The following is a 25,789-nucleotide window of genomic DNA, read 5'->3' as shown; positions in this document are numbered from 1 at the left end:
TGCGAGCCGCAAAGCGTATGTCCGAACCACTAGCCCTTCGGCCGCCGGCCCGTCCACCGGTTTTCGCGCGATTTCGCTGCGCCGGGCGCGTTTGCGTGGAGAGCCGCGCGGACCCGCGTCAGCGAACGATCAGGCAGGGCACGCTGGCGAGCGAGGAGACCTTGTAGGAGACCGAGCCGAGGAGAAATCCCTCGATGTCGCCGGTGCCGCGCGCGCCCATCACGATGAGATCGACCCCGTGCTGCCTGGAAAACTCGACGATCGCGCGCGAGGGCTGGCCGCGCTTGGCATAGCCGTAGACGTCTGCGACGCCCGCCGCGCGCGCGCGTTCCTTGGCGGCGGACGCGATCTCGCTCGCATAGCTCTTCAGGGCATCGTCCGGCCGGTTCTGGCTCTCGCTCTGTGCCCGCACCATCGAGAACGAGGCCTCGAGCGGCGAATGGTGGCGGTAGACGCAAAGCGTGACGAGGCTTGCCCCGAAGGTCTGCGAAAGGGCGATCGCGCTGTCGAGCGCCTTCGTCGCCATGGCCGAGCCATCCACCGGGACGAGGATCGTCTTGTACATGGCATCTGGCCCTTTCAAGCTGCGAAGACCGGCGACGCGGTCAGCGGAAGGCGAGATCGCGCGGGAAGAGGGCGATCTGCGGGAAGACGATCAAGAGGGCGCTGACCGACAGGAGAATGAGGATGAAGACCGGGGTCCCCCGGATCACCTCCCAATAGGGTCGCTTGAAGATCGCGATCGCCGTGAAGATGTCGCATCCGAACGGCGGCGTCGCCGAACCGATGGCGACCTGCAGGGTGATGATCGTGCCGACGAGCACCGGATCGAGCCCGAGCCCGGAGACCAGCGGCGCGAAGATCGGCGTCAGGACGAGGATGACGACGATCGGATCGACGAACATGCAGCCGACGAAGAACGCGATCGAGATGGCGATCAGCACCGTGTAGGGGCCGGCTTCGGCCAGCCCGAGCGCCCCCAGGATCATCTGGGGGATGCGCTCGAAGGAGATCACCCAGGAAAAGCCGGCGCCGGCGGCCACGAGAATGAAGACGACGGCGGTGATGAGGCCGGTCGATTTGGCGATCTCGTAGATGTCGGTCACCTTCAGCGACCGGAAGATCAGCATTTCCAGGATCAGCGCGTAGCCGACGCACACCGAGGCCGCCTCCGTCGGCGAGAAGATGCCGCCATAGATGCCGCCGACGACGATGACCGGAAAGCCGAGCGGCCACACGGCCGCTCCGACGGCGGCGACGCGCTCGCTCCAGGAGGCCTTCGGCTCGGTCGGGATGTCGTGCCGGCGGGCGTAGATGTAGGCGTAGATCGAGAACAGGACGAGGATCAGGAGCCCCGGACCGACGCCGGCGATGAACAGCTCCGAGATCGAGGTGCCGGAGACGACGCCGTAGATGATCATCGCGATCGAGGGCGGGATCAGCATGGCGATGTCGGAGGAATTGACGATCAGCGCCAGGGTGAAGCTGTCGCTGTAGCCCGATTTCAGCATGCGCGGGCGCAGCGGGCCGCCGATCGCGACGACGGTCGCCTGGGTGGAGCCGGAGACGGCGCCGAAGAGAGTGCAGCTTGCCGCGGTCGCGATGCCGAGGCCGCCGCGCATATGGCCGACGAACCGCATCACCATGTTGATCAGCCGGTCCGCCGACTTGCCCTTGGTGATGATGTCGGCGGCGAGGATGAACATCGGCACGGCGATCAGCGCCGAGGGCCGGATCCCGGCCAGCATCTGCTGGATCATGATCTCCGGGCCGATCGGCAGATAGATGACGAACGCAATCAGCGTCGCCGCGATCAGCGGAACCATCATCGGGAAGCCGGCCAGAAGCAGCACGATCATGGTGACGATCATGGTGGTCGCCATGTCAGCGCGCCTCCGGTGTCGGGACGGACGGGGTCGCAGTCGGGAAAGGCGCCATCAGACCTGGGTCTCCGTATCCTCGTAGGTGTCGATCACCGAGACGGACAGGTAGACGTCGGGGCGGGTGAGGTTGGCGATCGCCGTCAGGATGTACTGGATGCCGGTGATGGCGAAGCCGATCGGCAGCCAGATCAGGGTGAGGAACACCGGGATGCGGGTGACGGGCGAGATCCGCCCCGTGCCGTAGACGCTCGACACGTAGAAATAGGAATACCAGGCAAGGACGAACATGATCGCCGCCGTGACCAGCGCGATGAGGATCATCGTGATCTTGCGGCCGAGGTCGGGCAGCTGGTCGTAGATCGCGGACATGCGGATGTGCCGCCCGTGCCGTGCGGCGAAGCCGATGCCGGCAAAGGTGATGAGGATGACGAGGAACTGGCTGAGCTCCTCGGCGAAATAGAGACTCTGGCCGAACAGGAAGCGGCCGGCGACGTTGGCGACGGAAGCGCAGGCGAGCGCCAGCGTTCCGATGGCCAGGACCACCGCCTCGAAGATCGCCATGCCCCGGTCCACGATCCCGAGCGGACTCAGAATGCCGGTGAAGCCGACGGCCGCCCGATCGGCGGCGGTCTTCGTCGTCACGCCGGTTTCGGACGATCGCGGCGCGCTGTCGCCGGTTCGGTCGATTGTGTCGCGTCGCTCGTCGGCGTTCATGGGCGTTCGGTGTCCTCGTCGAAGGAGGCTGGACGGGCTACCGGCAAAGCGCCGGAAGCCAATGTCCCGTCAGGTCGGGAATGGCGGGACGGGGCATCGTGCCCGCCCCGCCGGGACCCAGGTTCAGTTGGCCGCCGATTCGCCGCCTTCGGCCGACGCCGCATCGCTCGCCGGTGTTGCGGCGGGCGCTTCGGCCGGGCTCGCATCCGCGCTGTCCGAGCCGCCATTGACGCGCTCCACGGAGGCGGCGATGTCGGCCTCGAAACCGTCGAGCACCTTCTGGCCGCTTTCGCCGGTCATTTCGGCGTAGCTCTCGCGCACGGCCTTCGCCGCCTCGCGGAAGGGCTGGCGCTCCTCGTCGGTGAGGGTCGTCACGGTGATCGAGGGCTTGGCCTCCTTGATCGCGGCGAGCGCCTTGTCCTGAAGGCCCTTCTGATATTCGATGATGTAGTCGTAGGCCTTATCGGCGGCTGCGTTCACCATCTCCTTGTCCTCTTCGGACAGGCCGTCATAGAAGCTCTTGTTCGCCGCGACGGCGGTCGTGAACGTGTTGTGGCCGGTGAAGGTGATGTGGTCCGTGACCTCGTACATCTTCGTCGATTCGACGAAGAACATCGGGTTTTCCTGGCCCTGGATCATGTTGAGCTGCAGCGCGCCGAACACCTCGCCCCATGGCAGCGGCGTCGGGGTCGCGCCGAAGGCGTCGTAGGTCTCGACCAGCAGCGGCGTCGTCATCACGCGGAACTTGACGCCGTCAAGATCGGCCGGGCTCTTCACGGCTTCCTTGGTGGTCATCACCACCTCGCCCTCCGGGAACATGTCGATGAGATGCAGCGACTGCTCCTCATAGAGCGCGGCCAGATCCTCGTTGATCGTCTCGGAGGTCTTGTAGAAGTCTGCGAGGACGGCCGGATCCTCCGGCAGCGTGTAGGGCAGGAGGAAGACCTGCAATTCGGGAATCAGGCTGCCGGTGAAGCCCGGCGACAGGTCGACGAACTGGATCGCGCCCATCTGGGCGAGCTCCGTCGTGTCGGCCGATTCGCCGAGCGTGCCGAACGGAAAGATCGACACGGTGTGGTCGGAATTGGCCTCGACATATTCCTTGAACTTCTGGGCGTAGACGCCCTGAACCTCGTCGAGGGCTTCTTCGATCGCGTATTTCCATTCCTCGGCCGATGCGCTTCCGGCCGAAAGGGCGAGCGTCGCGGTCGTCGCCATGCAGGTGGCGAGAAAGGCGCGTTTCGTCGTGCGGATAAGGGTGCTCATGGGAAGGCTCCTTGGGAATCGGGAAAGGACCCCGCCGATCGGGCGGGCCGATCGTGCAAGATCCGGAAAGTCGTCACCAAGCGTAACGAAACGCAGGACAAGGGCAACCCTTCGTGTTTCACAGCAACCATCCGGGGCTTGATCGCAAAACGTGCCGAATTCACGCATGGGACGCAGATCGCATGAGGCCGTCATGTGCCGGTCGACTTCGAAGGGATCGAATTATGCTTGTAAATCAGGCTGTCGGAGCCCGAATACGAATCGGAACAACTCGCCGCGATCTTGCGCCTCGGTGCGTTCTGCTTGCGGCCGGACCGCCGCTCGCCCTGGCGTCGAACCATCTGCTTCTTGCCCGATCGCCAGAGGAATCCTCTGCCGCGGGAGAGGAAGGGCGACCATTCGGCCATTTTTCGGGCATGCCTTCTATTTCATCAGGTGTTCGCCGAAGGTAACGATCGGACAGTGATCCAAGGCGCGGGAACGGTGCGAACGCCCCGTGGATGCGACCCTGCGGCGGCAGCCGGCGCACCGCTCCGGCACGGGCCCTGTCCCGCACCTCGGGCGGCGCTAAGAACCGAAACGGGACGACATGATCGAGACAATCGGCAGCCCCGGCGCACCCCTTCGCTTCGACGCGAGCGACCAGGCGCGCCTCGGCCTGATCGTGCTGTCGACCGATCTCACCAGCGAGCGCGACTATGCCCGCCATCTCGCCGGCACCGGCATCGCGATCTTCGTCAATCGCATCGCCTTCGCCAATCCGGTGACGCCGGAAAACCTGCGTGCCATGCAACCGCTTCTCGGCCGGGCGGCCGAACGCATTCTTCCGGGCGAGACCCTCGACGCGATCGCCTTTTCGTGCACGTCGGCGAGCGTTCTCATCGGCGACGAGGCCGTGGAGGCCGCGATCCACGCGGGGGGACGCGCAAGTCCGGTCATCACGCCGCCACGCGCGGCGATCGGCGCGCTCGAGGCGCTCGGCGCGCGGCAAATCAGCATGCTGACGCCCTACGGCGCTTCGGTCGGGCGCGCGATGGCGGCCTATTTCGAGCGGCACGGATGCTTGGTCGATCGGTTGACGGCCCTCGACATTGCGGACGACGGGGCGATGGCGCGACTTTCCCACGCCAGTCTCGTCGATGCGGCATGCAGGGCCGTGAGCCCGCAGGCCGAGGCCCTGTTCATCTCCTGCACCGCGCTGCGTGCCGTCGACGTCGTCGATGTCATCGAGCAGGCGATCGGCAGGCCGGTGGTAACCAGCAACCAGGCGGGGTTCTGGGCGGTCATGAAGGCCTGCGGTGTCCTTGAAGCGCCTCTTGCAGTTGGACGCCTAATGCGCGACCTGACTGCACAAGGCACTGATGGGAAAGGGTGAATTTATGGGAATGGTTGCATTCCAGGAGATCGAAGACGCCGCGAGACGAATCCGGCCGCACATCCGGCGCACGCCCGTCGACCTCAGCACGAGCCTGTCCGACATGACCGGCGTTCCGGTCTATCTGAAGCTCGAGCACCGGCAGATCACCGGCGCCTTCAAGGTGCGCGGGGCGACGAATGCGGTGCTGTCGCTGAGCGATGCGGAACGGGCCCGCGGCGTCGTCGCCGCGTCCACCGGCAATCACGGGCGCGGGCTCGCCCATGCCGCAAAGCGTGCCGGCATCCGCTGCGTCGTCTGCATGTCCAGCCTGGTGCCGCAGGTGAAGATCGACGCGATCAAGGCGCTCGGCGCCGAGATCCGCATCGTCGGCAAGAGCCAGGACGAGGCCCAGATGGAGGTCGGACGGTTGATTCGCGAGGAGCGGCTGGTATCGGTGCCGCCCTTCGACCACCCGCTGATCGTCGCCGGCCAGGGAACCATCGGCCTCGAAATCGTCGAGGACGTGCCGGATGTTTCGACCGTCTTCGTACCGCTTTCGGGCGGCGGGCTGATCTCGGGGGTCGCCGCCGCCGTCAAGGCCAAGCGCCCGGGCGTGAAGGTCGTCGGCATCTCGATGGCGCGGGGCGCGGCGATGCATGCGAGCCTCAAGGCCGGCTATCCGACGGAGGTCGAGGAACTGCCGACGCTCGCCGATTCGCTCGGCGGCGGCATCAATCTCGACAATTCCATCACCTTCGAGATGGTGCGCACCCTCGTCGACCGGGTGGTGCTTCTCACCGAAGCCGAGATCGCCGCGGGCATCCGCCATGCCTATGTCCAGGAGCGCGAGGTAATCGAGGGCGGGGCCGCGGTCGGCGTCGCCGCGCTTCTGGCCCGCAAGGTGAAGTCGTTCGGCCCAACCGTGTTGCTTCTGACCGGCCGCAGCATCGACATGCGGCTTCACCAAAGCGTCGTCGCGGGCACGAACGCCCTCATGGATGCGGCCTGATGCCCGAGATCCGGATCGTCACGGAAAGCCAGTTGCGCGAACTCGTGACGCTCGACCAGGGCGTGATCGCGGCGATATCGGATGGCTTTGCGGCGCTTGCGACGAAAAAGGTGGGTATGCCGCCGATCCTGCGCCTCGACATTCCCGAGCATCGCGGCGAGGTGGACGTGAAGACCGCCTACGTGCCGGGCCTGCCGAGCTTCGCGCTGAAGGTCAGTCCGGGTTTCTTCGGCAATCCGGCGCTCGGCCTTCCCAGCGTCAACGGTCTGATGATGCTGATGTCGGCGCGGACCGGACTCGTCGAAGCCCTGTTCCTCGACAATGGCTATCTGACCGATCTGCGCACCGCGGCGGCCGGCGCCCTCGCGGCGAGCCATCTTTCGCGCGAAGATGCCGGCATCGCGGCGATCTTCGGCGCGGGCGTCCAGGCGCTGCTGCAGCTCGAGGCTTTGACGCTCGTGCGGCCGATCGCGCAGGCGCGGATCTGGGCGCGCGATCCGGCAAAGGCGAGAGCTCTGGCGAGCCGGGCTTCCGCCGCGCTGAACATCGCGGTCACGGCCCATGCCGATCCGCGTGCGGCGATCTCGGGTGCGGACATCGTCGTCACCACGACGCCCTCGTCGACGCCGATCCTGCGTGCCGACTGGCTGGAGGCCGGGCAGCATGTCACGGCGATGGGCTCGGACGCGGAGCACAAGAACGAGATCGAGCCGCAGGCGCTGCTTCGCGCCGATCTCTACGTGGCCGACAGCCTTGTCCAGACGCGGCGTCTGGGCGAACTGCACCATGCGATCGCGGCCGGGCTTTGGGGGGCCAACGCGCCCTTCGCCGAGCTCGGCGCGATCGTCGCGGGCGCCGTGCCCGGACGAACGGCGGGCGACCGGATCACGATCTGCGACCTGACGGGGACCGGCGTTCAGGACACCGCCATCGCGACGCTCGTCCACCGTCGCGTTCTGGCCGCCGGCGCCGGCACCGTCTTCACAAGCTAGCTCGACGTTCCGCCCCTCACTCAGGAGACCCGCCCACCATGGAACCCAATCTCAGTTTCTCCCGCGAGGAGTATGCCGCGCGCCTGGCGAAGACCCGGAGTGCCATGGCCGACAAGGGTCTCGACGTTCTCTACGTGTCCGACCCCTCCAACATGGCCTGGCTCACCGGCTATGACGGCTGGTCGTTCTACGTCCACCAGGGCGTGATCGTGCCGCCGGACGGCGAGCCGATCTGGTTCGGCCGGGCGATGGACGCCAACGGCGCCAAACGCACCGCCTATCTCGCCCACGATCATATTCTCGGCTATGCCGACCATTACGTGCAGTCCACCGAGCGCCATCCGATGGATCATCTGGCGCGCATCCTCGAGGACCGGGGCTGGGGCGGGCTTACCATCGGCGTGGAGATGGACAATTACTGGTTCTCCGCCGCCGCGTTCGCCGCGTTGACGACCCATCTGCCGAACGCGCGCTTCGTCGATGCAACCGCGCTCGTCAACTGGCAGCGCGCGGTGAAGAGCGCCACCGAACTCGACTACATGCGGATCGCCGGCCAGATCGTGACCAACATGCATGCGCGGATCGTCGAGACGATCGAGCCGGGCATGCGCAAATGCGACCTCGTCGCCGAGATCTACGATGCCGGCATTCGCGGCACGGAGGCCCATGGCGGCGACTATCCGGCGATCGTGCCCATGCTGCCCTCCGGCCCCGACGCGGTCGCCCCGCACCTTACATGGGACGACAGGCCGATGCAGCTTGGCGAGGGCACCTTCTTCGAGATCGCCGGCGCCTATCGCCGCTATCATTGTCCGCTTTCGCGCACCGTGTTCCTCGGCAAGCCGCCCCAAATCTTCCTCGATGCCGAAAAGGCGACGCTCGACGGCATGGAAGCAGGGCTCGAGGCGGCAAGACCCGGCAACACGTGCGAGGATATCGCCAAGGCCTATTTTTCGGTGCTGAAGCGCCACGGCATCGTCAAGGACAGCCGCACGGGCTATCCGATCGGCCTGTCCTATCCGCCGGACTGGGGCGAGCGCACCATGAGCCTTCGGCCCGGCGACACGACCGAGCTGAAGCCCGGCATGACCTTCCACTTCATGACGGCGCTGTGGCTGGAGGATATGGGCCTCGAGATCACCGAGAGCCTCGCGATCACCGAGACCGGCTACGAACTCCTGTCGAACGTGCCGCGCCGGCTCGTGGTGAAGGACTGACCCGAGAATGGAACCGACCGATCCGCTCCCGCCCTCCGCCGTCGTCTCCACCGTCGATTACGACCGGGACGGCATCCAGCACGGCTTTCTGCGCCTGCCCTACAGCCGGGACGACAGCGCCTGGGGCTCGATCCTGACGCCGATCACCGTGATCGCGAACGGCGAGGGGCCGACGGCGCTTCTCACCGGCGGCAATCATGGCGACGAATATGAGGGGCCGATCGCCCTGTTCGATCTCGCCCGGCGCCTTGCCGCAGAGGAGGTCTCGGGGCGGGTGATCATCGTGCCGGCGCTGAACTATCCGGCCTTCAGGGCCGGCACGCGCACCTCGCCCATCGACAAGGGCAATCTCAACCGGTCGTTTCCCGGCCGGCCCTTCGGCAATCCGACCGAGAAGATCGCCGACTATGTGACGCGCAATCTCCTGCCGATGGCCGATATCGTCCTCGACTTCCATTCGGGCGGGCGCACCCTCGACTTCCTGCCGTTCGCCGCCGCCCACATCCTGCCCGACAAGGCCCAGGAAGCTGCGTGTTTCGCCGCCGTCGCAGCCTTCGGCGCGCCCTATTCGGTGAAGATGCTGGAGATCGACGCGGTCGGCATGTACGACACCACCGCCGAAGCCATGGGCAAGATCTTCGTGACCACCGAGCTCGGCGGCGGCGGCTCGACGACGGCGCGCACCGTAAGCATCGCCAAGCGCGGGCTGACGGGCGTCCTGCGCCATGCCGGCATCCTGAAGGGAGAGGTCGAGACGCGGGCGACGAAGTGGCTCGACATGCCGGACGAGCGCTGCTTCACCTTCTCAGAATTCGATGGCATGATCGAGCCGCTGGTCGATCTCGGCGACGCGGTGAAGCAGGGCCAGCCGATCGCGCGGGCCTGGCCGATCGACCGGACGGGAACCGCGCCGTTCGATTTCTGGGCGAAGATGGACGGGGTCCTGGCCGCGCGCCACTTTCCCGGCCTCGTCAAGGCCGGCGACTGCATCGCGGTCCTTGCGGTGATGGACTGATGTGAAATCCGTCATCGCGACGCGGTCAAAGGGATTTCGGATCACGAGCCCGGCGGCATGAGAGGCCGCCGGAGGCGTTTTTGCGGAGAACAAGACGTTCGCTCGCCGGTTCAGCCGGCAAGACGCACCTCTTCGGAACCACGGGTCAGATGGATTGGCGAGGATTGCTTCAGCGCGGCCATGGCGATGTCATACTGCGTTCGGACCGTCTCGATATGAACGCCGAGAGGCGAGAGATCGGCGACGACCTTCTTGAAACCACCGCGTCCATCCTTCGATGAAATGCTGGTCTCGACGATGGCATGTGCATAATGCGCGGCTTCAGCTTCCTCGAGATCGAGGCGCGATGCCGCCCAGAACCCAACATGCTGATCGGCTTTGACGCGCGTAACGAAATCGCAGCGTTGCTCCAGCATGAACCGTTGTTCGGCAAGCTCGGCCCGGTGCTTCACGACTTTTTGCATGACACGTTTCCCATTTAGTGTTGACATGGGAGATTGTGCGCCGATCCCTTCGTCGAGCCGTCAAATATATTCCTCGAATTTTAGATATCGGCCGTCAAAATCGCGACGGGCAATGGTGGCCTTCCTCATCGTCAATGGTTTGTGACCGAAGCGTCCGGCTGACACGTCGGAGATCCCCCCTGCGATGCGCGGTATCGAAGATTTCCGGGCACCGAGTTCGGTCGCAGCGCCCCGCATCGCTTCTTTCGCGATCAGACCGCCTGCGCGATCAGCACGGCGAGCGCGCGCCATGCCGCTCCGTGCACCTGCGCGATGCCGTCGGGCGTGCTGGACCCGGCCGGGATGCGGATATCGAACGGCACGATCCGGCTCCGGCTTTCCTGCACGTCGCGGCGGACGCTGAACTGGCCGGCGAGCGTCAGCATGCCGGTCCGGTCGTAGAGCATGGTCCCGACGAACACCTTCACCTCCGCTTCCGGAATGCCGCCGAGCGGCCACGGATCGGCGGCGACCTGCGCTCCGGAGATCTCGGCGACGTAGCGGACCAGCGCGTAGGTCATCGCCCGTTCCTGCTCGTCGGCCCAGTCGGCGTCGTCGAGGGGCACGAGGGCGCCCGAGGGGTTCTGGACGATGATCCGCTGTTCCTTGGCATAGGCCGGCAGGGACACGTCGGCGATCGAGATCGTCTCGGCGGAGGTTGCGATCCGCGCCGCCGACGGAAGCGGTTCGACCGCGAAGCGGGGCGGCTCGGACGTCAGGCAGCCGGCCAGGAACAGAAGCGGGACGAGGAAGGGAATGCGGCGCATGGGTCAGCGTCCCGTAATGATGGAATTGGGATTGCGTTCGATGGTTCGCGCGAGCGAACGATAGGCTTCCGCTGTCGATGACACCTCGTTGAGGACGGCGCGAAGCTCCGTATAGATGCGCGATTCCGGCGTATAGCCGGCAACGACGGACTGGAGCCCGTCGGCCGCCGCGTTGAGGCGGGCGGCGAGCGCGGGCAGGGATTGCGCGGCCTCGCTCACGGACTGGAGCGTGGTGTCCGCCGAACTCAGCGTCTTGTTGAGGTTTTCGATCGCGCCGCCGCCGCGAATGTCGGCGACCAGCGAGCGGACCTCGGCGAGGGTCTCGTCGAGGGTGGCGGGAATGCGCTCGACGCCGTCGGCGGCCAGGACGCTCTCCGCCTGTCCGGTCAGCCGCGAGACGCCGGACAGGGCGTCGGTCGCCGCCGTCATGAGGGCTTCAATCGGAAGGTTGGAGACACGGGCAACGAGACTGTCGACGCCGCCCTTGCCGTCCGAAACGGCGGGGGCGACGGTGGGGATGAGGAGGCGCCCGCCGTCGTCCGCGGCGATTTCGGCCTCCGGCGCGTCGGGAAGCGTCGCCAGTTCCAGGACCACCGTCTGCCCGAACAGGCCTTCGGACGCGACGCGGACGCGAAGTCCGTTCGCCACGCGCCGATCCAGCGCCTCGCGAAGCGTCGTGGGCGTCGTCGCGGCCGGCAGGCCGATGCGTGTCGGCGCGATGCTCATGTCCACCCGAAGACGCACCGGCCCGTCGCCTTCGCCGTCCGGCGCGACGCCGACGACGTTCTCGACCTCGCCGACCTTGACCCCGCGAAAGCGTACGCTGGTGCCGAGGCCGAGCCCGCTCACATCGCCGTCGAGCATGGCCGAGACCAGGATGTCGGGGGCGCTGCCGGCCTCGAAGGCGTCGGCGCGCGCGGCCTCCTCGGTGGAGAACACCTCGTAGACATGGCCGTCGGCGACCGGATCGCCGCCGGTGACGGGCGTACCCAGATTGACGCCGCCCTCGATCAGGGCCGCAAGGCTGTTGACCTTCAGCGCCAGGCCTTGCGCGCCGACATTGACCGAGAGCCCGGAGGCGTCCCAGAACCGCGTATTGGTGGTGAGGCGTCGGTCGTAGGGCCGGGAGACGAAGGCTTCCATCGTCACGGTCGATCCGGCCGTGGCGAGGACCGGCTGGCCGATGCGCCCGACCTCGATGCCGCTGGCGAGAATCGGCGCCCCGGCGGCGAGCTGCCCGCCGGCCTTCGTCCGCAGGATGAGACGGGTGCCTTCCTCGCCGAACGAGACGAGCGGCGGGGTCTGGAGCGCGGTGAATTCGTCCTGCGGCGGGCCTTCCTCGCCGTCCCAGTTCGCCGCGATGTAGACGCCCGACAGGAGGGTGCCGATGCCGGTGACGCCGCGCGCGGTGACCTGCGGCTCGACGAGCCAGAACTCGGCCCCCTCGTCGACATAGCGCGCCAGATCCTTGTCGATCCGGATGCGCGCCTCGACGTTCGCCATCCGGTCGGAAAAGCCGACATCCTCGACGAGGCCGACCCGCAGGTCGCGGATGCGCACTTCCGTCGAGCCCGCGCTGATGCCCGAGGCGGTGGGAAAGGTGACGGTGATGAGCGGGCCCTGGTCGGAATAGGAACTCCAGACCACCCAGGCGGCGACGGCGACGGCAAGAACCGGCATCAGCCAGACGAGCGAAAACCGCTTCTTCGTTTCGATCTTCGGGGCTGGCGGTTCAATGTCGTTCATGGTGTCCTTTCGGAATTGCGCGATCCCAGATCAGGCGGGAATCGAACGCTTGCGCCGACAGCATGGTGAACACCACGGACAGCGCGAAACAGACGGCCGCAAGGCCGGGATTGATGGTCGCCAGCATGTCGAACTGGACGAGGGCGGCCAGGATCGCAACGACGAACACGTCGATCATCGACCACCGGCCGATGAATTCCACCGCTTCGTGCAGGAAATGCAGGCGGTGCGGGCTGCGCGCATGGGGGCGCGACAGGAGCCATGCGAGGTAGCCGATGATCAGGAACTTGCCGACCGGAATGATCACGCTGGCGATGAAGACGATCGCCGCGATGGCGTAGGCGCCATGATGCATGAGATCCACGACGCCGCCGACGATCGTGCTGTCCGTGGTCTGGAAGAGCTGCGTTGTGCGCAGCATCGGATAGAGATTGGCCGGCACGTAGGCGATCAGCCCCGCGATCATGTAGGCCCAGACCCGCTGCAGGCTGTGCGTGTCGCGGCTTTCGATCCGTTCGCCGCAGCGCGTGCAGCGTGCAGCGTTCGGGGCGCAGACGAGACCGCAGCTTCGGCACGCGACGAGGCCGGCCTCCTGCGCCGTCGTCAGCGCGCCCTGGTTGAGATCGCCGTCCATAAGGTGTTCCTGCACATGAAGCTGTTCTGAAGCGCGTTGACGATGACGAGGGCGGAAAAGGCCCAGAAGGCCGGCCCCATTTCGATGCGCGCCATGCCTGCGAGCTTCACCAGAGCGACGGCGACGCCGACCATGAAGATTTCGCTCATCGCCCAGGGCTTCAGCCGGAAGGCCCAGCGAAGGGCGGTTTGCGCACCGGGTCGCGCGGCGCGTTCGAAGAGCAGGGGCCCGAGCGCGTAGATGAGCAGCAGCGCCCGCGTCAGCGGCAGGACCGCGATGAACATGAACACCGCGAACGCCAGCGGCGCCATGATGCCGGTGCCGAACCCGAGGACGACGTCGATCACCGAGGCTTGCGACTCGAAGGTTCCGGCCGCCAGGCTGAGGAAGGGCCCGAACAGCACGACCCATGTCAGGATGACGGAGGTGACGGCGAGCGCGACGACCCGCGCGGTCGCGTCCGACCATCCGAGCGACAGGTGGAAGCCGCAGCGGGTGCATCGGGAGCGGCGTGTTTCCAGTCCGGGGGAAAGACGGTAGATGACATCGCATGTGGGACAGGCGATGTAGGTCTGGTCGGCGATCAGGGCAGCGGCTCTTTCGTGACGGCGATCGATCGAACGGCAGGATACGCGCGATAAGCATCATGCGTGATCCATAACGAAGCCCGCTTCTACTGCATAGGGCTCGCCACTGCTACCCATCGTCCCGTTCACGAAAGAGCCATTGCCGACGGGAACGATCGCCCATAAAGCCGCTCCGGCGGTTCAGGTCGGCGAGGACCCGAGGCGCCGCAGGTTCCCCCCGCAGCCGCGGGCGAGACGTCGGCGCGCGCATGGGCGGGTCCCTCTCACGCGGGAACCTTGATGGCGGCACGGCCGATGATCGTGCTGATCTCGCTGCGGCACGAGCCGCAATTGGTGCCCGCATTCAGCGCCGCGCCGACCGCCTCGACGCTGGCCGCCTGTCCGGAGGCGACGAGGGCCGTGATCTGGTTGATGCCGACCGAAAAGCACGAACAGACGATCGCGCCGGGGTCGGGCCGGTCGGCGCGCCCGCGCCCGGCCAGGAGCTGGACCCGCTCCTGCGGCCCGAATCGTTCGAGGGCGAGCTGGGCGACCACCCAGTTGCGCTGCAGGGCGACGGGCTCGGGCGACAGGTAGACGGCGCCCAGAAGCTGCCCCTCGAAGAACGCCGCGAAGCGCTCGGCCCCCGTGCGCGCGTCGCGGTAGGCCACGGTCTCGGCGCTCGGCTGCGCGCAAAGCTCCAGCGCCAAGGCCCTCGCATCCTTCAGCGCCGCCGTGCCGGCAAGCTCCAGTCGCCAGCCATCCCCGCTTCGCGCGGCGGCCACATAGGCGAGCCCTGCGCCGATCCGCTCGAGATCGGGACGCGTCTTCAGGATGGCAAAGCCGTACCATGCCGCCTCGAAGCGCCTCACCGTCGCGCCGGTCGACTTCAGCGCCGGCTGGCCGGAATGGGGATCGGAGATCGGATGGGCGACGGCGCCGATGCGTGCGGACGGCGCGTAGCGCTTCGTCCAGTGCATCGGCACGAAGACCGAGCCCGGGCGCTGCCTGTCGGTGACCAGGGCGCGGACGACCGCCGTGCCGTGCGGCGAGGAGACCTCGACGAGATCGGCCGCCGAAATGGCGAGCCGCCGGGCGTCTTCGGGGTGAAGCTCGGCGAAGGGCTCGGCGATGTGGGCCGAAAGACGCGCCGAAAGCCCGGTGCGGGTCATGGTGTGCCAATGGTCGCGAACGCGGCCCGTGTTCAAGATGAAGGGCGCGCATGTCCCGTCCTGCGGCGGCTCGACCGCGACGAAGCGCGCGCGCCCGTCCGCATGGTAGAACCGGCCATCGGCAAAGAACCGCTTGTCGTCCGTGCCGGGCGTTCCGGCACCCTCGCGAACCGGCCACTGGACGGGTTCGAGGCCATCGTACCCGGCCTCGTCGAGCCCTGCCAGGCCGCCGATATCGAAGTCGCGCGCGCCCTCGTTCCCACGCGCCGAGAGCCTTGCATGCTCGTCGAAAACCTCGGCGGCGCTTTTGTAGCCGAAGCCGGAAAATCCCATGCGCCGCGCGACGTCGGCGAAGATCGCCCAGTCCGGCCTCGCTTCGCCCGGCAGGGGGAGGAACGGCCGCTGCCGGGAGATGCGGCGCTCGGAATTGGTGACCGTGCCGTTCTTCTCGCCCCAGGCGGCGGCGGGAAGCAGCACGTGTGCGAACGCCGTCGTGTCCGTGTGCCTCAGAACGTCGGAGACGACGACGAAGGGGCAGGCGCGAAGCGCCGCCGCCACCCGGTCGGCATCGGGCATCGAGACGACCGGATTGGTGCCGCCGATCCACAGCGCCTTGATCGTCCCCGCCCGCACGGCCTCGAAGAGCTCCACCGCCTTGAGGCCGGGTCTTTCCGCGAGGTTCGGCGCGTTCCAGAACGTTGCCACGGTCTCGCGGTGCGCCGGGTTCTCGATGGCCATGTGGGCGGCCAGCATGTTCGCCATGCCGCCGACCTCGCGCCCGCCCATGGCGTTGGGCTGGCCGGTGACCGAGAACGGACCCGTGCCCGGCTTGCCGATACGGCCCGTCGCCAGATGGCAGTTGATGATGGCGTTGACCTTGTCGGTGCCGCTGGCCGACTGGTTGACGCCCTGGCTGTAGACCGTGACGGTCTTTTCGGTCCACGCGAACAGGTCGTAGAACGAACGGATGTCTGCGTCCGCAAGTCCCGTCCTGGCCGCCACGTCCCGCACCTTTATCGTGCGGGCAACCCGCAGGGCTGCGGAAAAGCCTTCGGTGTGCCGCGCGACATAGGCGTCATCGATCGCGCCGCTTTCGGAGAGGGCGTGGAGAAGCCCGCAAAACAGCGCCACGTCGCTGTCGGGGGCGAGCGCCAGATGGATGTCGGCAAGTTCGCAGGTCGCGGTGCGACGCGGATCGATCACGACGATCCGCATGTGCGGCCGCACGGCCTTCGCGGCCGCGATCCGCTGGAAGATCACCGGATGGCACCAGGCGAGATTGGAACCCGTCAGGACGAGGAGATCGGCGTTCTCCAGATCGGCATAGGTGCCGGGAACGGTGTCGGCGCCGAAGGCGCGCTTGTGGCCGGCGACGGAGGAGGCCATGCACAGCCGCGAATTGGTGTCAATATTGCCCGAGCCGATGAACCCCTTCATCAGCTTGTTGGCGACGTAGTAATCCTCCGTCAGAAGCTGGCCGGACAGATAGAACGCCACCGAGTCCGGCCCATGCGCCTCGATCGTGCGGGTGAAGGTCCGGGCGACCCTGTCGAGGGCCTCGTCCCAACCGGCCTGCCGGCCCTCCACCACGGGCAGAAGCACCCGTTCCTCCAGCCCCAGCGTCTCGCCGAGTGCCGAGCCCTTGGAGCAGAGCCGCCCGAAATTGGCCGGATGATCGGGGTCCCCGGCGATCGCCACCGATCCGTCCGCTTGCGGGGTCGCGACAATCCCGCAGCCGACGCCGCAATAGGCGCATGTGGTCTTGACGGTTCTCGCCGTCTCGTCCGTGTGCTTCACGTCGCAGCTCCGGTGTGATGGAAGGGTGTGCCGGCGTGCCGGGGTCGGACGCGGCCGGCCGCGCCGATCATCTTGGAAGGGTCAGGCGGCCTCGGCCGCGCAGGCCCGGTTCGCCGCCCTGGCCAGATCCTCGCCGCTGAGCTGGATCTCGCCGTCGACCATCCTCACGCGGAAAGTCGTCACGCGCCCCTCGTCGGCCCCTTGCGCCTCGCCGGATTCGAGCCCGATCACCATGTTGTGGAGCGGGCAGGTCACGCAGCCGTCATGGACGATGCCCTGCGTCAGCGGCCCGCCCTTGTGCGGGCACCTGTCCTCGATGGCGAAGATCTCGTCCCGTGCGGTGCGGAAGAGGCCGATGGTCGCGAACCCGGCCTCGATCCGGCGCGCGCCGAGCGGGGGGATATCCGCGATCCGTCCGACGCCGATCCAGTGTTTGTCGATGAAGGTCATTCAGTGGGGCTCCTTGTCCGGGATCATTCGGCCGCGTCCGCGAATTCGAGCTTCGCCATCGGCCGGAACTCGTGCTTGTCCTTGCCGGAGACGCGCTCGGACCAGGGATCGACCTGGGCGAATGTCTGGGAGAAGACGAAGCGGTCGAAATAGGCCTTGCGCATCGGGTGATCGTCCATGATCTGGCGGCGGATCTCGTCGAGGCCGATGCGCCTGGCCCATTTGTAGATGCGCTCGAGGTAATGGCCCTGCTCGCGGTACATCTGGGCGAGCGCCACGACGTGCTCGAGCGCTTCGTCCTCGGTGTCCACATGGCCGAGGATCTCGGTGCCCTTGATGTCGAGGCCGGCCGCGCCGGCGAAATGGATGTCGAAGCCGGAATCGACGCAGATGATGCCGATGTCCTTGCACGTCGCCTCGGCGCAGTTGCGCGGGCAGCCGGAGACGGCGAGCTTCAGCTTGGCCGGCGTCCAGGAGCCCCACATGAACTTCTCGATGCGGATGCCGAGGCCGGTCGAATCCTGCGTGCCGAACCGGCACCAGTCGGTGCCGACGCAGGTCTTCACCGTGCGAAGGCCCTTGGCATAGGCCTGGCCGGAGACGAAGCCCGCCTTGCCGAGATCGGCCCAGACGGCCGGCAGGTCCTCCTTGCGCACGCCCAGCATGTCGATGCGCTGGCCGCCGGTGCATTTCACCGCCGGAATGTCGAACTTGTCGACGACGTCGGCGATGGCGCGAAGCTCCCTGGACGACGTCATGCCGCCCCACATGCGCGGCACGACGGAATAGGTCCCGTCCTTCTGGATGTTGGCGTGGACGCGCTCGTTGATGAAGCGTGACTGGTAGTCGTCGGCATAGTCGTCCGGCCAGTCGGCGACGAGATAATAGTTGAGCGCGGGCCGGCACTTGGCGCAGCCATTGGGGGTGGACCAGCCAAGTTCCTGCTGGACTTGGGGAATGGTCTTCAGTTCCTTCGCCTTGATCAGCCGGCGCACGTCGTCATGCGACAAGGGGGTGCAGCCGCACATGGGCTTGACCGCGTTCGGATCGAACGCTGACCCGAGCGTCAGGCTCATCAGCTGTTCGACGAGCCCGGTGCAGGTGCCGCAGGAGGAGGACGCCTTGGTGTGGGCGCGCACCTCGTCGAGCGAGGTGAGGCCCTTTGCGGTGATCGCGCCGGTGATCTTCGATTTACAGACGCCGTTGCAGCCGCAGATTTCCGCATCATCCGGCAAGGCTGCAACGGCCGCCATGGGGTCCAGCGGGGACCCTCCCTGGTAGGCCGGTCCGAAGATCAGCGTCTCGCGCATCGCGGCGATCGAGGCGCCCTCGCGGATGAGATCGAAGAACCAGTTGCTGTCCGACGTGTCGCCGTACATCACCGCGCCGATCAGCCGGTCGTTCTCGATGACGAGACGCTTGTAGACGCCCTGGCCCGGATCGCGCAGGACGATGTCCTCGCGGGTCTCGCCTTCGGCAAAATCGCCGGCCGAAAACAGGTCGCAACCGGTGACCTTCAGCTTGGTCGACAGTTCCTTGACGGTGAAGCTCTCCACCTCGCCCATCAGTGATCGGGCGAGAACCTTCGCCTGGTCGTAGAGGGGGGCGACGAGGCCGAACAGCGCGCCGTTATATTCCACGCACTCGCCGACGGCGAAGATGTCGGGGTCGGAGGTCTGCATCTGGGCGTTGACGGTGATGGCCCGTCCGGTGGCAAGCCCTGCGTTCTTCGCGATCTCGGCGGCGGGGCGGATGCCGGCCGCCATGACGACGAGATCGGCCGTCAGCACCGTGCCGTCGGCAAGTTCGACGCCCTCGACCGCGGTCTCGCCGAGGATCTTCCGGGTGGAGGCCTTGGTCATCACGACGATGCCGCGTTTTTCCAGATCCTTCTTCAGGAGATAGCCCGCCGCCTCGTCGAGCTGGCGCTCCATCAGATGGCCGGCAAGGTGGAGAACGGTCACCTCCATGCCGCGCAGCCTGAGGCCCGCCGCGGCCTCGAGACCGAGAAGGCCGCCGCCGATGACCACCGCACGGGCGCCGGGCCTTGCCGACGCCGCGATCATGGCATGGGTGTCGTCGAGATCGCGATAGGTGATGACGCCCGGAAGATCGCGGCCCTCGACGGGCACGATGAACGGGGCGGAGCCGGTGGCGATGATCAGCTTGTCATAGGGCACGTCGCCGTTTTCGCCGGTGACGACCTTCGCCTTGCGGTCGATCGAGACGACCTTTTCGCCGAACCGGCAGGTCACCTTGTGGTCCGCATACCAGGCATCGTCATGGGTGACGATTTCGGCATAGCTCTTTTCGCCCGACAGGACCGGCGAGAGCATGATGCGGTTGTAGTTGCCGCGCGCTTCGGCGTTGAAGAGCGTGACCTCGTAGGCGTTGGGATCGGCGTCGAACAGGGTTTCGAGAACCCGGCCCGATGCCATGCCGGCGCCGATGACGACGAGTTTCTGCATGGGTTCGTCCTTCAAGAGTACCAGGCGACGACGTGGTGAATCGCGTCTGCGCGATAGATCGGAACCGCGACCATGGAGGCGTATCCCGCCGTGGGCGCAGCTGTGTCGTGTTTGACGATGGGAATGCCGGAACCGACGACCTCGCCGATCGGCCCCTGCCAGGCCGGCACACAGGTCTCGGTCTCGTCATCCCAGAGCGGGCCGTCCCGCTCGCAGATGCCGTCGGCGAGGACAGCTTCCTTGCCGCCGCCGGTGCGCGCGGAGCGCACTTTCCAAAGCTCGAAGCGCCGGGCAATGGGCGTGCCGAGGGCCGAGAGCAGGGTCATGACATAGGTTCGGCCGTTCGGGGTCGCGATCGGCAGGCCAAGACCGGTGGTGAGGCCCGCCTTGCCCGCGCTTTCGGCGCGGATGAACCGGTAGCCGGAGCCGAGATCGCGCATCAGCATGGGCGCTTCGGCGGCCCACACGCCGCCCGGCAGGCCCTGCCCGCGCGGAAAATGGGTGTGCTGGGACACCCATTCGAAATGTTTGGCCGCGCCGTAATAGCCATCGTCCAGCATCAGGAGACCGTTCTCCTCGTGCCAGACCTCGATCGCGCCGGTGCGCACCGCATCGTCCGCGCACAGCACCACGACCACGGCTTTGAGCGTCTTTCCGGCAAAGATCGGAAACGCGACCGCGCTGGTCAGGCCGGCAGCCCTGGCAGCATCCGTCCGCTTGAAATAGGAGCCGTCGAAATCTTTCAGAACGATGGGCTTTTCTTCCGCCCACGCGTTGCCCGGCAGGCCTTCGCCCTTGTTGAAGCCCTTCTTGGTGGAGACGCCGGCAAATTCGGACAGCGCCCCGTAATTGCCGCTCCACCAGACGAGCCGATTGCCCTCCGGCACCCAGATTTCCGTGACCTCGACAAAGGTGCGGGTGCTGTCTTCGTCGCGTGGGGTCGTCTCGCCCATGGCGATGGCCTGGCTCATGAGAAGGTCCTTTCGGCCAGATCCTTCGGTTGAAAACCGGGCAGGACGGGCCGATCACTTTTAGGTATTGAAATGCACCCAAAGGTGATCGGTTGGGCAAAGGGCGACAACGAATGCCGGAGCTTGAATGGGATGAGGCCAAACGCATCTCGAACATGTCCAAGCACGGTATCGATTTTGCGCTTGCTGCGGAGTTTTATTGGGACGTTGCGCGTATCCAGCCGGATCGACGCGGCGATTACGGAGAGGATCGACTCTCTGCGACCGCTCCCCTCTTGGGGCGCCTCCACGTCCTGGTGTATACTCTGCGCAACCGCAAAGTTCGCATCATCAGCCTTCGAAAAGCCAACAAGCGCGAAAGGCGTGTTTATGAAGAAGCGATGGCAGACAGAACCGATCAGTGACGAGGAAGACGCCGCCATCACGGCCGCCGCCCTGTCCGATCCCGACAATCCGCCCCTCACCGATGAGGAGATGGACCGCATGCGTCCGGCGCGGGACGTCATGCCGCGAGACCTATTCGAAAAACTGACCGGCACGCGCGCCGTCTTCGTCCCGGCGGAGGTGGTGGACCATTTCAAGACCAGGTTCGGTCCCGATTGGGAAGAGGAGATGCGCGACGTCCTGCGCGCAGCCGCGCAAAAGGACGAGGGCGACGGGCGGGAAGCTGCCGAATAGGCAGCGCTTAACGCAACGACCGACCTCATGCCGCTTGCCTCTTGGCGTCTGCCTTGGCTTTCGCCCCGGACGCGTCTTCCGCCTCGGCCTCGGCCTTCGGCGTCGCGCCGCCTTCGTGGTTTTCGAGGAAGCTGAGGAGCTGCTGGCGGTAGTGGTAATAGTCGGGATGCTCGAGCAGCGACTTGCGGGTGCGCGGGCGCGGCAGGTCGACCGTCATCACCTTGCCGATCTTCGCCTTCGGCCCGTTGGTCATCATCACCACCCGGTCGCCCAGGAGGATCGCCTCGTCGACATCGTGGGTCACGCAGACGGCGGTCACCCTTGTGCGCTTCCACACGTCCATCAGAACGTCCTGGAGATCCCAGCGCGTCAGGGAATCCAGCATGCCGAACGGCTCGTCGAGAAGGAGCAGCTTGGGCGACAGGGCGAAGGCGCGGGCGATGCCGACGCGCTGCTTCATGCCGTTGGACAGGTCCGCCGCCCTGCGGTGCATGGAATCGCCGAGGCCCACCCGCTGCAGATAATGCTCGACGACGTCCCTGCGCTCGGCGACCGTCGCATCCGGATAGACCCGATCGACGCCGAGCGCGACGTTCTCGCGGGCCGTGAGCCAGGGCATGAGAGAGGGAGCCTGGAACACGACGGCCCGGTCCGGCCCGGCCGCGTCGATCTCGCGGCCCTCCAGGACGATGCCGCCCGACGAAATGTCGGTCAGGCCGGCGGCCATGGACAGCACCGTCGACTTGCCGCATCCCGAATGGCCGATCAGGGTGACGAACTCGCCCTTCTCCATCTGCAGGTCGAAGCCGTCGACGACGGTGAGCGGCCCTTTCGGCGTCGGATAGACCTTGCGGACCTCGAAGAACTCGACGAAGCGCTTCTCGATCGGCGAATGGGCGGCGCGCTTGTAGGCTTCGGGAAGATCGGGCGTCGCGCCGCCCCGTCGGGCGGCGAGATCGACGGGGATGACGTTGGGCAGCTGGACGGCGTCGTCCGCGCCTTCGCTCGCGTGCCGGGCCTTGTCCATCAGATAGTTCGTCACCTCGCGGCGAAGACGCTTGAAGCCCTCGTCGGCATTCATCGCCGTGCGGTCGCGCGGACGGGCGAGGGCGACGTCGAAGGAGGGGCCGAGGGTTGCGTTGGGGCCTGGATCGAGGGGCACGATGCGGTCGGCGAGGAGGATCGCCTCGTCGACATCGTTGGTGATGAGGATGATGGTCTTCTTCTCGACCTGGCTGATGGCGGCGAACTCGTCCTGGAGCTTGGCGCGGGTCAGCGCGTCGAGCGCCGACAGGGGCTCGTCGAGAAGCAGGATCTCGGGGCTCATGGCGAGCGCCCTTGCGACCGAGACGCGCTGCCGCATGCCGCCGGACAGTTCGGCCGGCTTGCGGTCGGCGGCGTGGGCAAGGCCCACCATCTCGATATATTTGTCGACGCGCGCCTTGCGCGCCCCTTTGGTCTCCCGGGAAAAGACGGTGTCGACCGCCAGCGCCACATTGCCGCGAACCGTCAGCCAGGGCAGAAGGGAATAGGACTGGAAGACGAGGCCGCGCTCGGGCCCCGGACCCTCGATCGTCTCGCCGCGCATGAGCACCGTGCCGGCGTCGGGCCGGATGAGGCCTGCGAGAAGCGAGATCAGGGTCGTCTTGCCGGAGCCGGAAAAGCCGACGATCGCGACGAATTCGCCTTCGCGCACGCTGAGGTCGACATCCTTCAGGATGTCGGCGCGGGTCTTGCCCTCGCCGTAGACCTTGGCGACGGATCGCATTTCGATGATGGGATGATCGCTCATGTTCGGGTGCCCGTTCCTTACCGTGTGCCGGAGAAGGTGAAGGCTGCCTGGAGGGCCGCCATGATCCGGTCGAGGATGAAGCCGACGATGCCGATGGTGATGACGGCGACGATGATGCGGGCGAGCGAGTTGGACGAGCCGTTCTGGAACTCGTCCCAGACGAACTTGCCGAGGCCGGGGTTCTGGGCGAGCATCTCGGCGGCGATCAGCACCATCCAGCCCACGCCCAGCGAGAGCCTGAGACCGGTGAAGATCAGCGGCATGGCCGAGGGCAGGACGAGCTTGGTGATGGTCTTGGCCGTCGAGAGCTGCAGCACCTTGCCGACATTGACGAGATCCTTGTCGATCGAGGCGACGCCGAGGGAGGTGTTGATGAGGGTCGGCCAGAGCGAGCAGAGCGTGACCGTGATGGCCGAGACCACCATGGATTTGGGGATCGCGTCGGAGGCGTTCACGTAGAGGGCCGAGACGATCATGGTCACGATCGGGAGCCAGGCGAGGGGCGAGACCGGCTTGAAGATCTGGATCAGCGGATTGAGCGCGCCGTTGATGGTGGAGGAAAGGCCGCAGGCGATGCCCACCGGCACCGCGATGACGGTGGCGAGCAGGAAGCCGAGAAACACCGTCTGGAGCGAGGTGAGGATCTGCTCGGGATAGGTCGGGGCGCCGGTATAGTCGCGGACCTTGACCCGGTCGGCATAGCCGGCCTCGATCATCTGCTGGTTGCGCGCGTCCTGGCGTTCGTAGAAGGCGGTCTTGTCGGCCTGGGTGCGCTCCCAGTCGGCATAGAGGGAGCCTGCCTGCTCGGCGACCTGCGCCGGCCCCGGCACCGTGCCGAGCGAGGTCTGGACCTGCGGCGCGAGAGCCGCCCACAGGGCGATGAAGACGGCGATGCCGAGCAGCGGAACCACGAGGCTCTTCCACAACGCCGCCATGTTGGAGCGCGGATCGTCGCCGGCCGCGATCTTCAAGAGCGGCACCGACCAGCCGAGACCGATGGCGGTCATCGGGCCGGTGGCGCGGGCGATGCGCATCATGCGCCTTTCGCGGCGCAGGATGCGCTTTTCCTCGGCGCTGGGCTCCCGGCCCATGAAATCGGAGGCAATGGTCATGAAGGAAGACCTGTCTTCGGCTTGGATGGTGGAGGGGTTCGACAGCGCCGCTCGTCAACGGGGCAGGCGGCGCTTGAGCGGTGATCGGCGTGCGATCGGTCGATCAGTTCGACGGGCTTGCGGCGGTCTCGCCCGCCTTCAGGCCGATCTCGAACCGGGTCAGATATTCGTTGGGCTTCCTGCCGTCATACGCGACGCCGTCGATGAACGCGTCGGTCGCCGGCTTGTAGCCGTCGGTGCCCTCGGGAACGTCGGACGCCGCCAGCAGGCCGTCGGCGATGAGGGATTGTGCGGCCGCCATGTAGATGTCCGGCCGGTAGACGCGTCTGGCGGTCTCGTCGTACCAGCTGTCCGGCCTGTCCTCGGAGATCTGGCCCCAGCGGCGCATTTGCGTCAGATACCAGACGGCGTCGGAATAGAACGGATAGGTCGCGTTCTTCGCAAAGAAGATGTTGAAGGCGGGGGCGGGGCGCACGTCGCCCTTTTCGTATTCGAACGTACCGGTCATGGAGTTGGCGATGACCTGCGCGTCGGCCCCGACATATTCGGGCCGCGACAGGATCTCGACGGCCTCCGCGCGGTTCGCGCCGTCGTTCTCGTCGAGCCATTTGCCCGCGCGGATCAGCGCCTTGGTGACGGCGATCGCGGTCTGCGGGTTCTGCTCGGCGAACGCGGCGGTCATGCCGAACACCTTTTCCGGATTGTCGTTCCAGATGTCGTGATCGGTGATGACGGGCACGCCGATGCCCTTGAAGACGGCGGCCTGGTTCCAGGGCTCGCCGACGCTGTAGCCCTGGATCGTGCCGGCTTCCATCGTCGCCGGCATCTGCGGCGGCGGCGTGACGGAGAGAAGAACGTCCGCCTCGATCTGGCCGGACGTGTCGGAGGGGGAGTAAAAGCCCGGATTGAGCCCGCCGGCGGCCAGCCAGTAGCGCAGCTCGTAATTGTGGGTGGAGACCGGGAACACCATGCCCATGTTGAACGGCTTGCTCGCGGCCCGGTACTGTTCGACCACGGGCTTCAGGGCTGCGGCCGATATCGGATGCTCGGGCTTGCCCTCGGGGTTCAGCGGCAGCGTCTTCTTCATCTCGTCCCACACCGCGTTGGAGACGGTGATGGCGTTGCCGTTGAGGTCCATGGAAAAGGGCGTGACGATGTGCGCCTCGGTGCCGTAGCCGATGGTGGCCGCCAGCGGCTGGCCGGCCAGCATGTGCGCGCCGTCGAGCTCGCCGGTGATGACCCGGTCGAGCAGGACCTTCCAGTTCGCCTGGGGCTCGAGGGTGACGTAGAGTCCCTCGTCCTCGAAGAAGTGCATCTCCTTGGCGACGGCCAGCGGCGCCATGTCGGTCAGCTTGATGAAGCCGAACGTCAGCTCCGCCTTCTCGGGAAACAGCATCTCGGCAAGGGCGCCGGTCGACACGGTCGACAGCTGCGCGGCCGCGACGAGAAGAAGGATGGAACGGCGGGAGATCTTAGGCAATCGCACCATGTTGGATAGAGCTTCCCTGTTGCCGGGACCGCATGTCGTGCGGCGCCCGGTCGGCGTTGAACCTGAAACGAAAAAAGGCTGCCCGACCCCTCCGGTCGCGATCGAACATGACGTCGATCCGCGAACACTCGATAGGTCGGCAGCCTTGCCGAAACGACACCCGCCTTTGGGCATCCTGGTCGACCGACCAT

23 protein-coding genes are annotated in these 25,789 nt (G+C 66.5%); 7 read left to right on the top strand and 16 right to left on the bottom strand.

Annotated elements, in window-relative coordinates; translation table 11 throughout:
- Positions 1-118: 118 nt before the first annotated feature.
- The 4 genes from U0C82_RS06690 to U0C82_RS06675 form a co-directional block, all read right to left on the bottom strand.
- On the bottom strand, positions 119-565 hold the full coding sequence (locus U0C82_RS06690; protein WP_322186304.1) for a universal stress protein: 447 nt from the start codon (positions 563-565) through the stop codon (positions 119-121).
- A 40-nt stretch (positions 566-605) separates the two neighbouring features.
- Positions 606-1,883, bottom strand: a complete 1,278-nt coding sequence (locus U0C82_RS06685; RefSeq protein ID WP_322186303.1) for a TRAP transporter large permease — start codon at positions 1,881-1,883, stop codon at positions 606-608.
- Between the two features lie 54 nt (positions 1,884-1,937).
- Positions 1,938-2,597, bottom strand: a complete 660-nt coding sequence (locus U0C82_RS06680) for a TRAP transporter small permease (RefSeq protein ID WP_322186302.1) — start codon at positions 2,595-2,597, stop codon at positions 1,938-1,940.
- A 123-nt stretch (positions 2,598-2,720) separates the two neighbouring features.
- Entirely contained in the window at positions 2,721-3,863 is a 1,143-nt protein-coding gene (locus tag U0C82_RS06675) for a TRAP transporter substrate-binding protein (RefSeq protein ID WP_322186301.1), read from the bottom strand.
- Positions 3,864-4,452: 589 nt separating this feature from the next.
- Between U0C82_RS06675 and U0C82_RS06670 the strand changes: the two genes are divergently transcribed.
- The 5 genes from U0C82_RS06670 to doeB are packed head-to-tail and all read left to right on the top strand — an operon-like array spanning position 4,453 to position 9,453.
- A complete protein-coding gene (locus tag U0C82_RS06670) occupies positions 4,453-5,238 on the top strand; it encodes a maleate cis-trans isomerase family protein (protein ID WP_322186300.1) in 786 nt (261 codons plus the stop codon).
- 4 nt (positions 5,239-5,242) lie between these two features.
- Positions 5,243-6,229, top strand: coding sequence for a hydroxyectoine utilization dehydratase EutB (gene eutB / locus U0C82_RS06665; protein ID WP_322186299.1), 987 nt, complete (start codon positions 5,243-5,245; stop codon positions 6,227-6,229).
- The gene (gene eutC, locus U0C82_RS06660) at positions 6,229-7,221 is read left to right on the top strand and encodes an ectoine utilization protein EutC (RefSeq protein WP_322186298.1); all 993 of its coding nucleotides are present in this window, start codon (positions 6,229-6,231) and stop codon (positions 7,219-7,221) included. The genes eutB and eutC overlap by 1 nt, the downstream gene beginning before the upstream one ends.
- A gap of 38 nt (positions 7,222-7,259) precedes the next feature.
- Complete coding sequence (gene doeA / locus U0C82_RS06655) at positions 7,260-8,438, top strand: ectoine hydrolase DoeA (RefSeq protein WP_322186297.1); 1,179 nt, start codon at positions 7,260-7,262, stop codon at positions 8,436-8,438.
- 7 nt (positions 8,439-8,445) lie between these two features.
- Positions 8,446-9,453, top strand: a complete 1,008-nt coding sequence (gene doeB / locus U0C82_RS06650; RefSeq protein ID WP_322186296.1) for a N(2)-acetyl-L-2,4-diaminobutanoate deacetylase DoeB — start codon at positions 8,446-8,448, stop codon at positions 9,451-9,453.
- Between the two features lie 110 nt (positions 9,454-9,563).
- Here doeB and U0C82_RS06645 read toward each other — a convergent pair whose 3' ends face one another.
- The 9 genes from U0C82_RS06645 to U0C82_RS06605 all read right to left on the bottom strand — a co-directional run bounded on the left by U0C82_RS06645 (position 9,564) and on the right by U0C82_RS06605 (position 20,527).
- Positions 9,564-9,917, bottom strand: coding sequence for an ATPase inhibitor subunit zeta (locus tag U0C82_RS06645; protein ID WP_322186295.1), 354 nt, complete (start codon positions 9,915-9,917; stop codon positions 9,564-9,566).
- A gap of 251 nt (positions 9,918-10,168) precedes the next feature.
- A complete protein-coding gene (locus tag U0C82_RS06640; RefSeq protein WP_322186294.1) occupies positions 10,169-10,723 on the bottom strand; it encodes a PqiC family protein in 555 nt (184 codons plus the stop codon).
- Between the two features lie 3 nt (positions 10,724-10,726).
- Entirely contained in the window at positions 10,727-12,469 is a 1,743-nt protein-coding gene (locus U0C82_RS06635) for a PqiB family protein (protein WP_322186293.1), read from the bottom strand.
- Positions 12,456-13,103 (bottom strand): paraquat-inducible protein A, encoded by a 648-nt coding sequence (locus U0C82_RS06630; protein ID WP_322186292.1) that lies wholly within the window; start codon positions 13,101-13,103, stop codon positions 12,456-12,458. The genes U0C82_RS06635 and U0C82_RS06630 overlap by 14 nt, the downstream gene beginning before the upstream one ends.
- A complete protein-coding gene (locus U0C82_RS06625; RefSeq protein WP_322186291.1) occupies positions 13,073-13,507 on the bottom strand; it encodes a paraquat-inducible protein A in 435 nt (144 codons plus the stop codon). The genes U0C82_RS06630 and U0C82_RS06625 overlap by 31 nt, the downstream gene beginning before the upstream one ends.
- A 446-nt stretch (positions 13,508-13,953) precedes the next feature.
- Entirely contained in the window at positions 13,954-16,638 is a 2,685-nt protein-coding gene (locus tag U0C82_RS06620) for a molybdopterin-dependent oxidoreductase (protein ID WP_322186290.1), read from the bottom strand.
- 81 nt (positions 16,639-16,719) lie between these two features.
- A complete protein-coding gene (gene nirD / locus U0C82_RS06615; protein WP_416186648.1) occupies positions 16,720-17,079 on the bottom strand; it encodes a nitrite reductase small subunit NirD in 360 nt (119 codons plus the stop codon).
- A gap of 32 nt (positions 17,080-17,111) precedes the next feature.
- Positions 17,112-19,556 (bottom strand): nitrite reductase large subunit NirB, encoded by a 2,445-nt coding sequence (gene nirB / locus U0C82_RS06610; protein ID WP_322186288.1) that lies wholly within the window; start codon positions 19,554-19,556, stop codon positions 17,112-17,114.
- A gap of 11 nt (positions 19,557-19,567) precedes the next feature.
- Positions 19,568-20,527 (bottom strand): GAF domain-containing protein, encoded by a 960-nt coding sequence (locus U0C82_RS06605; protein WP_322186287.1) that lies wholly within the window; start codon positions 20,525-20,527, stop codon positions 19,568-19,570.
- A 113-nt stretch (positions 20,528-20,640) separates the two neighbouring features.
- Here U0C82_RS06605 and U0C82_RS06600 point away from each other — a divergent pair, with 113 nt between their 5' ends.
- Positions 20,641-20,931 carry a BrnT family toxin gene (locus tag U0C82_RS06600; RefSeq protein ID WP_322186286.1) on the top strand — a complete coding sequence of 97 codons (291 nt, stop codon included), beginning with the start codon at positions 20,641-20,643 and terminating at the stop codon, positions 20,929-20,931.
- Complete coding sequence (locus U0C82_RS06595) at positions 20,897-21,205, top strand: hypothetical protein (RefSeq protein WP_322186285.1); 309 nt, start codon at positions 20,897-20,899, stop codon at positions 21,203-21,205. Before U0C82_RS06600 ends, U0C82_RS06595 begins: the two co-directional genes overlap by 35 nt.
- 25 nt (positions 21,206-21,230) lie before the next feature.
- Here the strand turns inward: U0C82_RS06595 and U0C82_RS06590 are convergent, their stop codons facing one another.
- The 3 genes from U0C82_RS06590 to U0C82_RS06580 all read right to left on the bottom strand — a co-directional run bounded on the left by U0C82_RS06590 (position 21,231) and on the right by U0C82_RS06580 (position 25,598).
- Positions 21,231-22,997: an ABC transporter ATP-binding protein gene (locus U0C82_RS06590; RefSeq protein WP_322186284.1), complete on the bottom strand. Its 1,767-nt coding sequence runs from the start codon at positions 22,995-22,997 to the stop codon at positions 21,231-21,233.
- Between the two features lie 17 nt (positions 22,998-23,014).
- A complete protein-coding gene (locus U0C82_RS06585) occupies positions 23,015-24,109 on the bottom strand; it encodes an ABC transporter permease (RefSeq protein WP_322186283.1) in 1,095 nt (364 codons plus the stop codon).
- A gap of 103 nt (positions 24,110-24,212) precedes the next feature.
- The gene (locus U0C82_RS06580; RefSeq protein ID WP_322186282.1) at positions 24,213-25,598 is read right to left on the bottom strand and encodes a CmpA/NrtA family ABC transporter substrate-binding protein; all 1,386 of its coding nucleotides are present in this window, start codon (positions 25,596-25,598) and stop codon (positions 24,213-24,215) included.
- Positions 25,599-25,789: the final 191 nt, after the last annotated feature.

Source organism: Fulvimarina uroteuthidis, from assembly GCF_034321785.1.
Lineage (GTDB): Bacteria > Pseudomonadota > Alphaproteobacteria > Rhizobiales > Rhizobiaceae > Fulvimarina > Fulvimarina uroteuthidis.
Note: the sequence above shows the minus strand (reverse complement) of the source record. Positions and strands in the feature narration are given on the sequence as shown.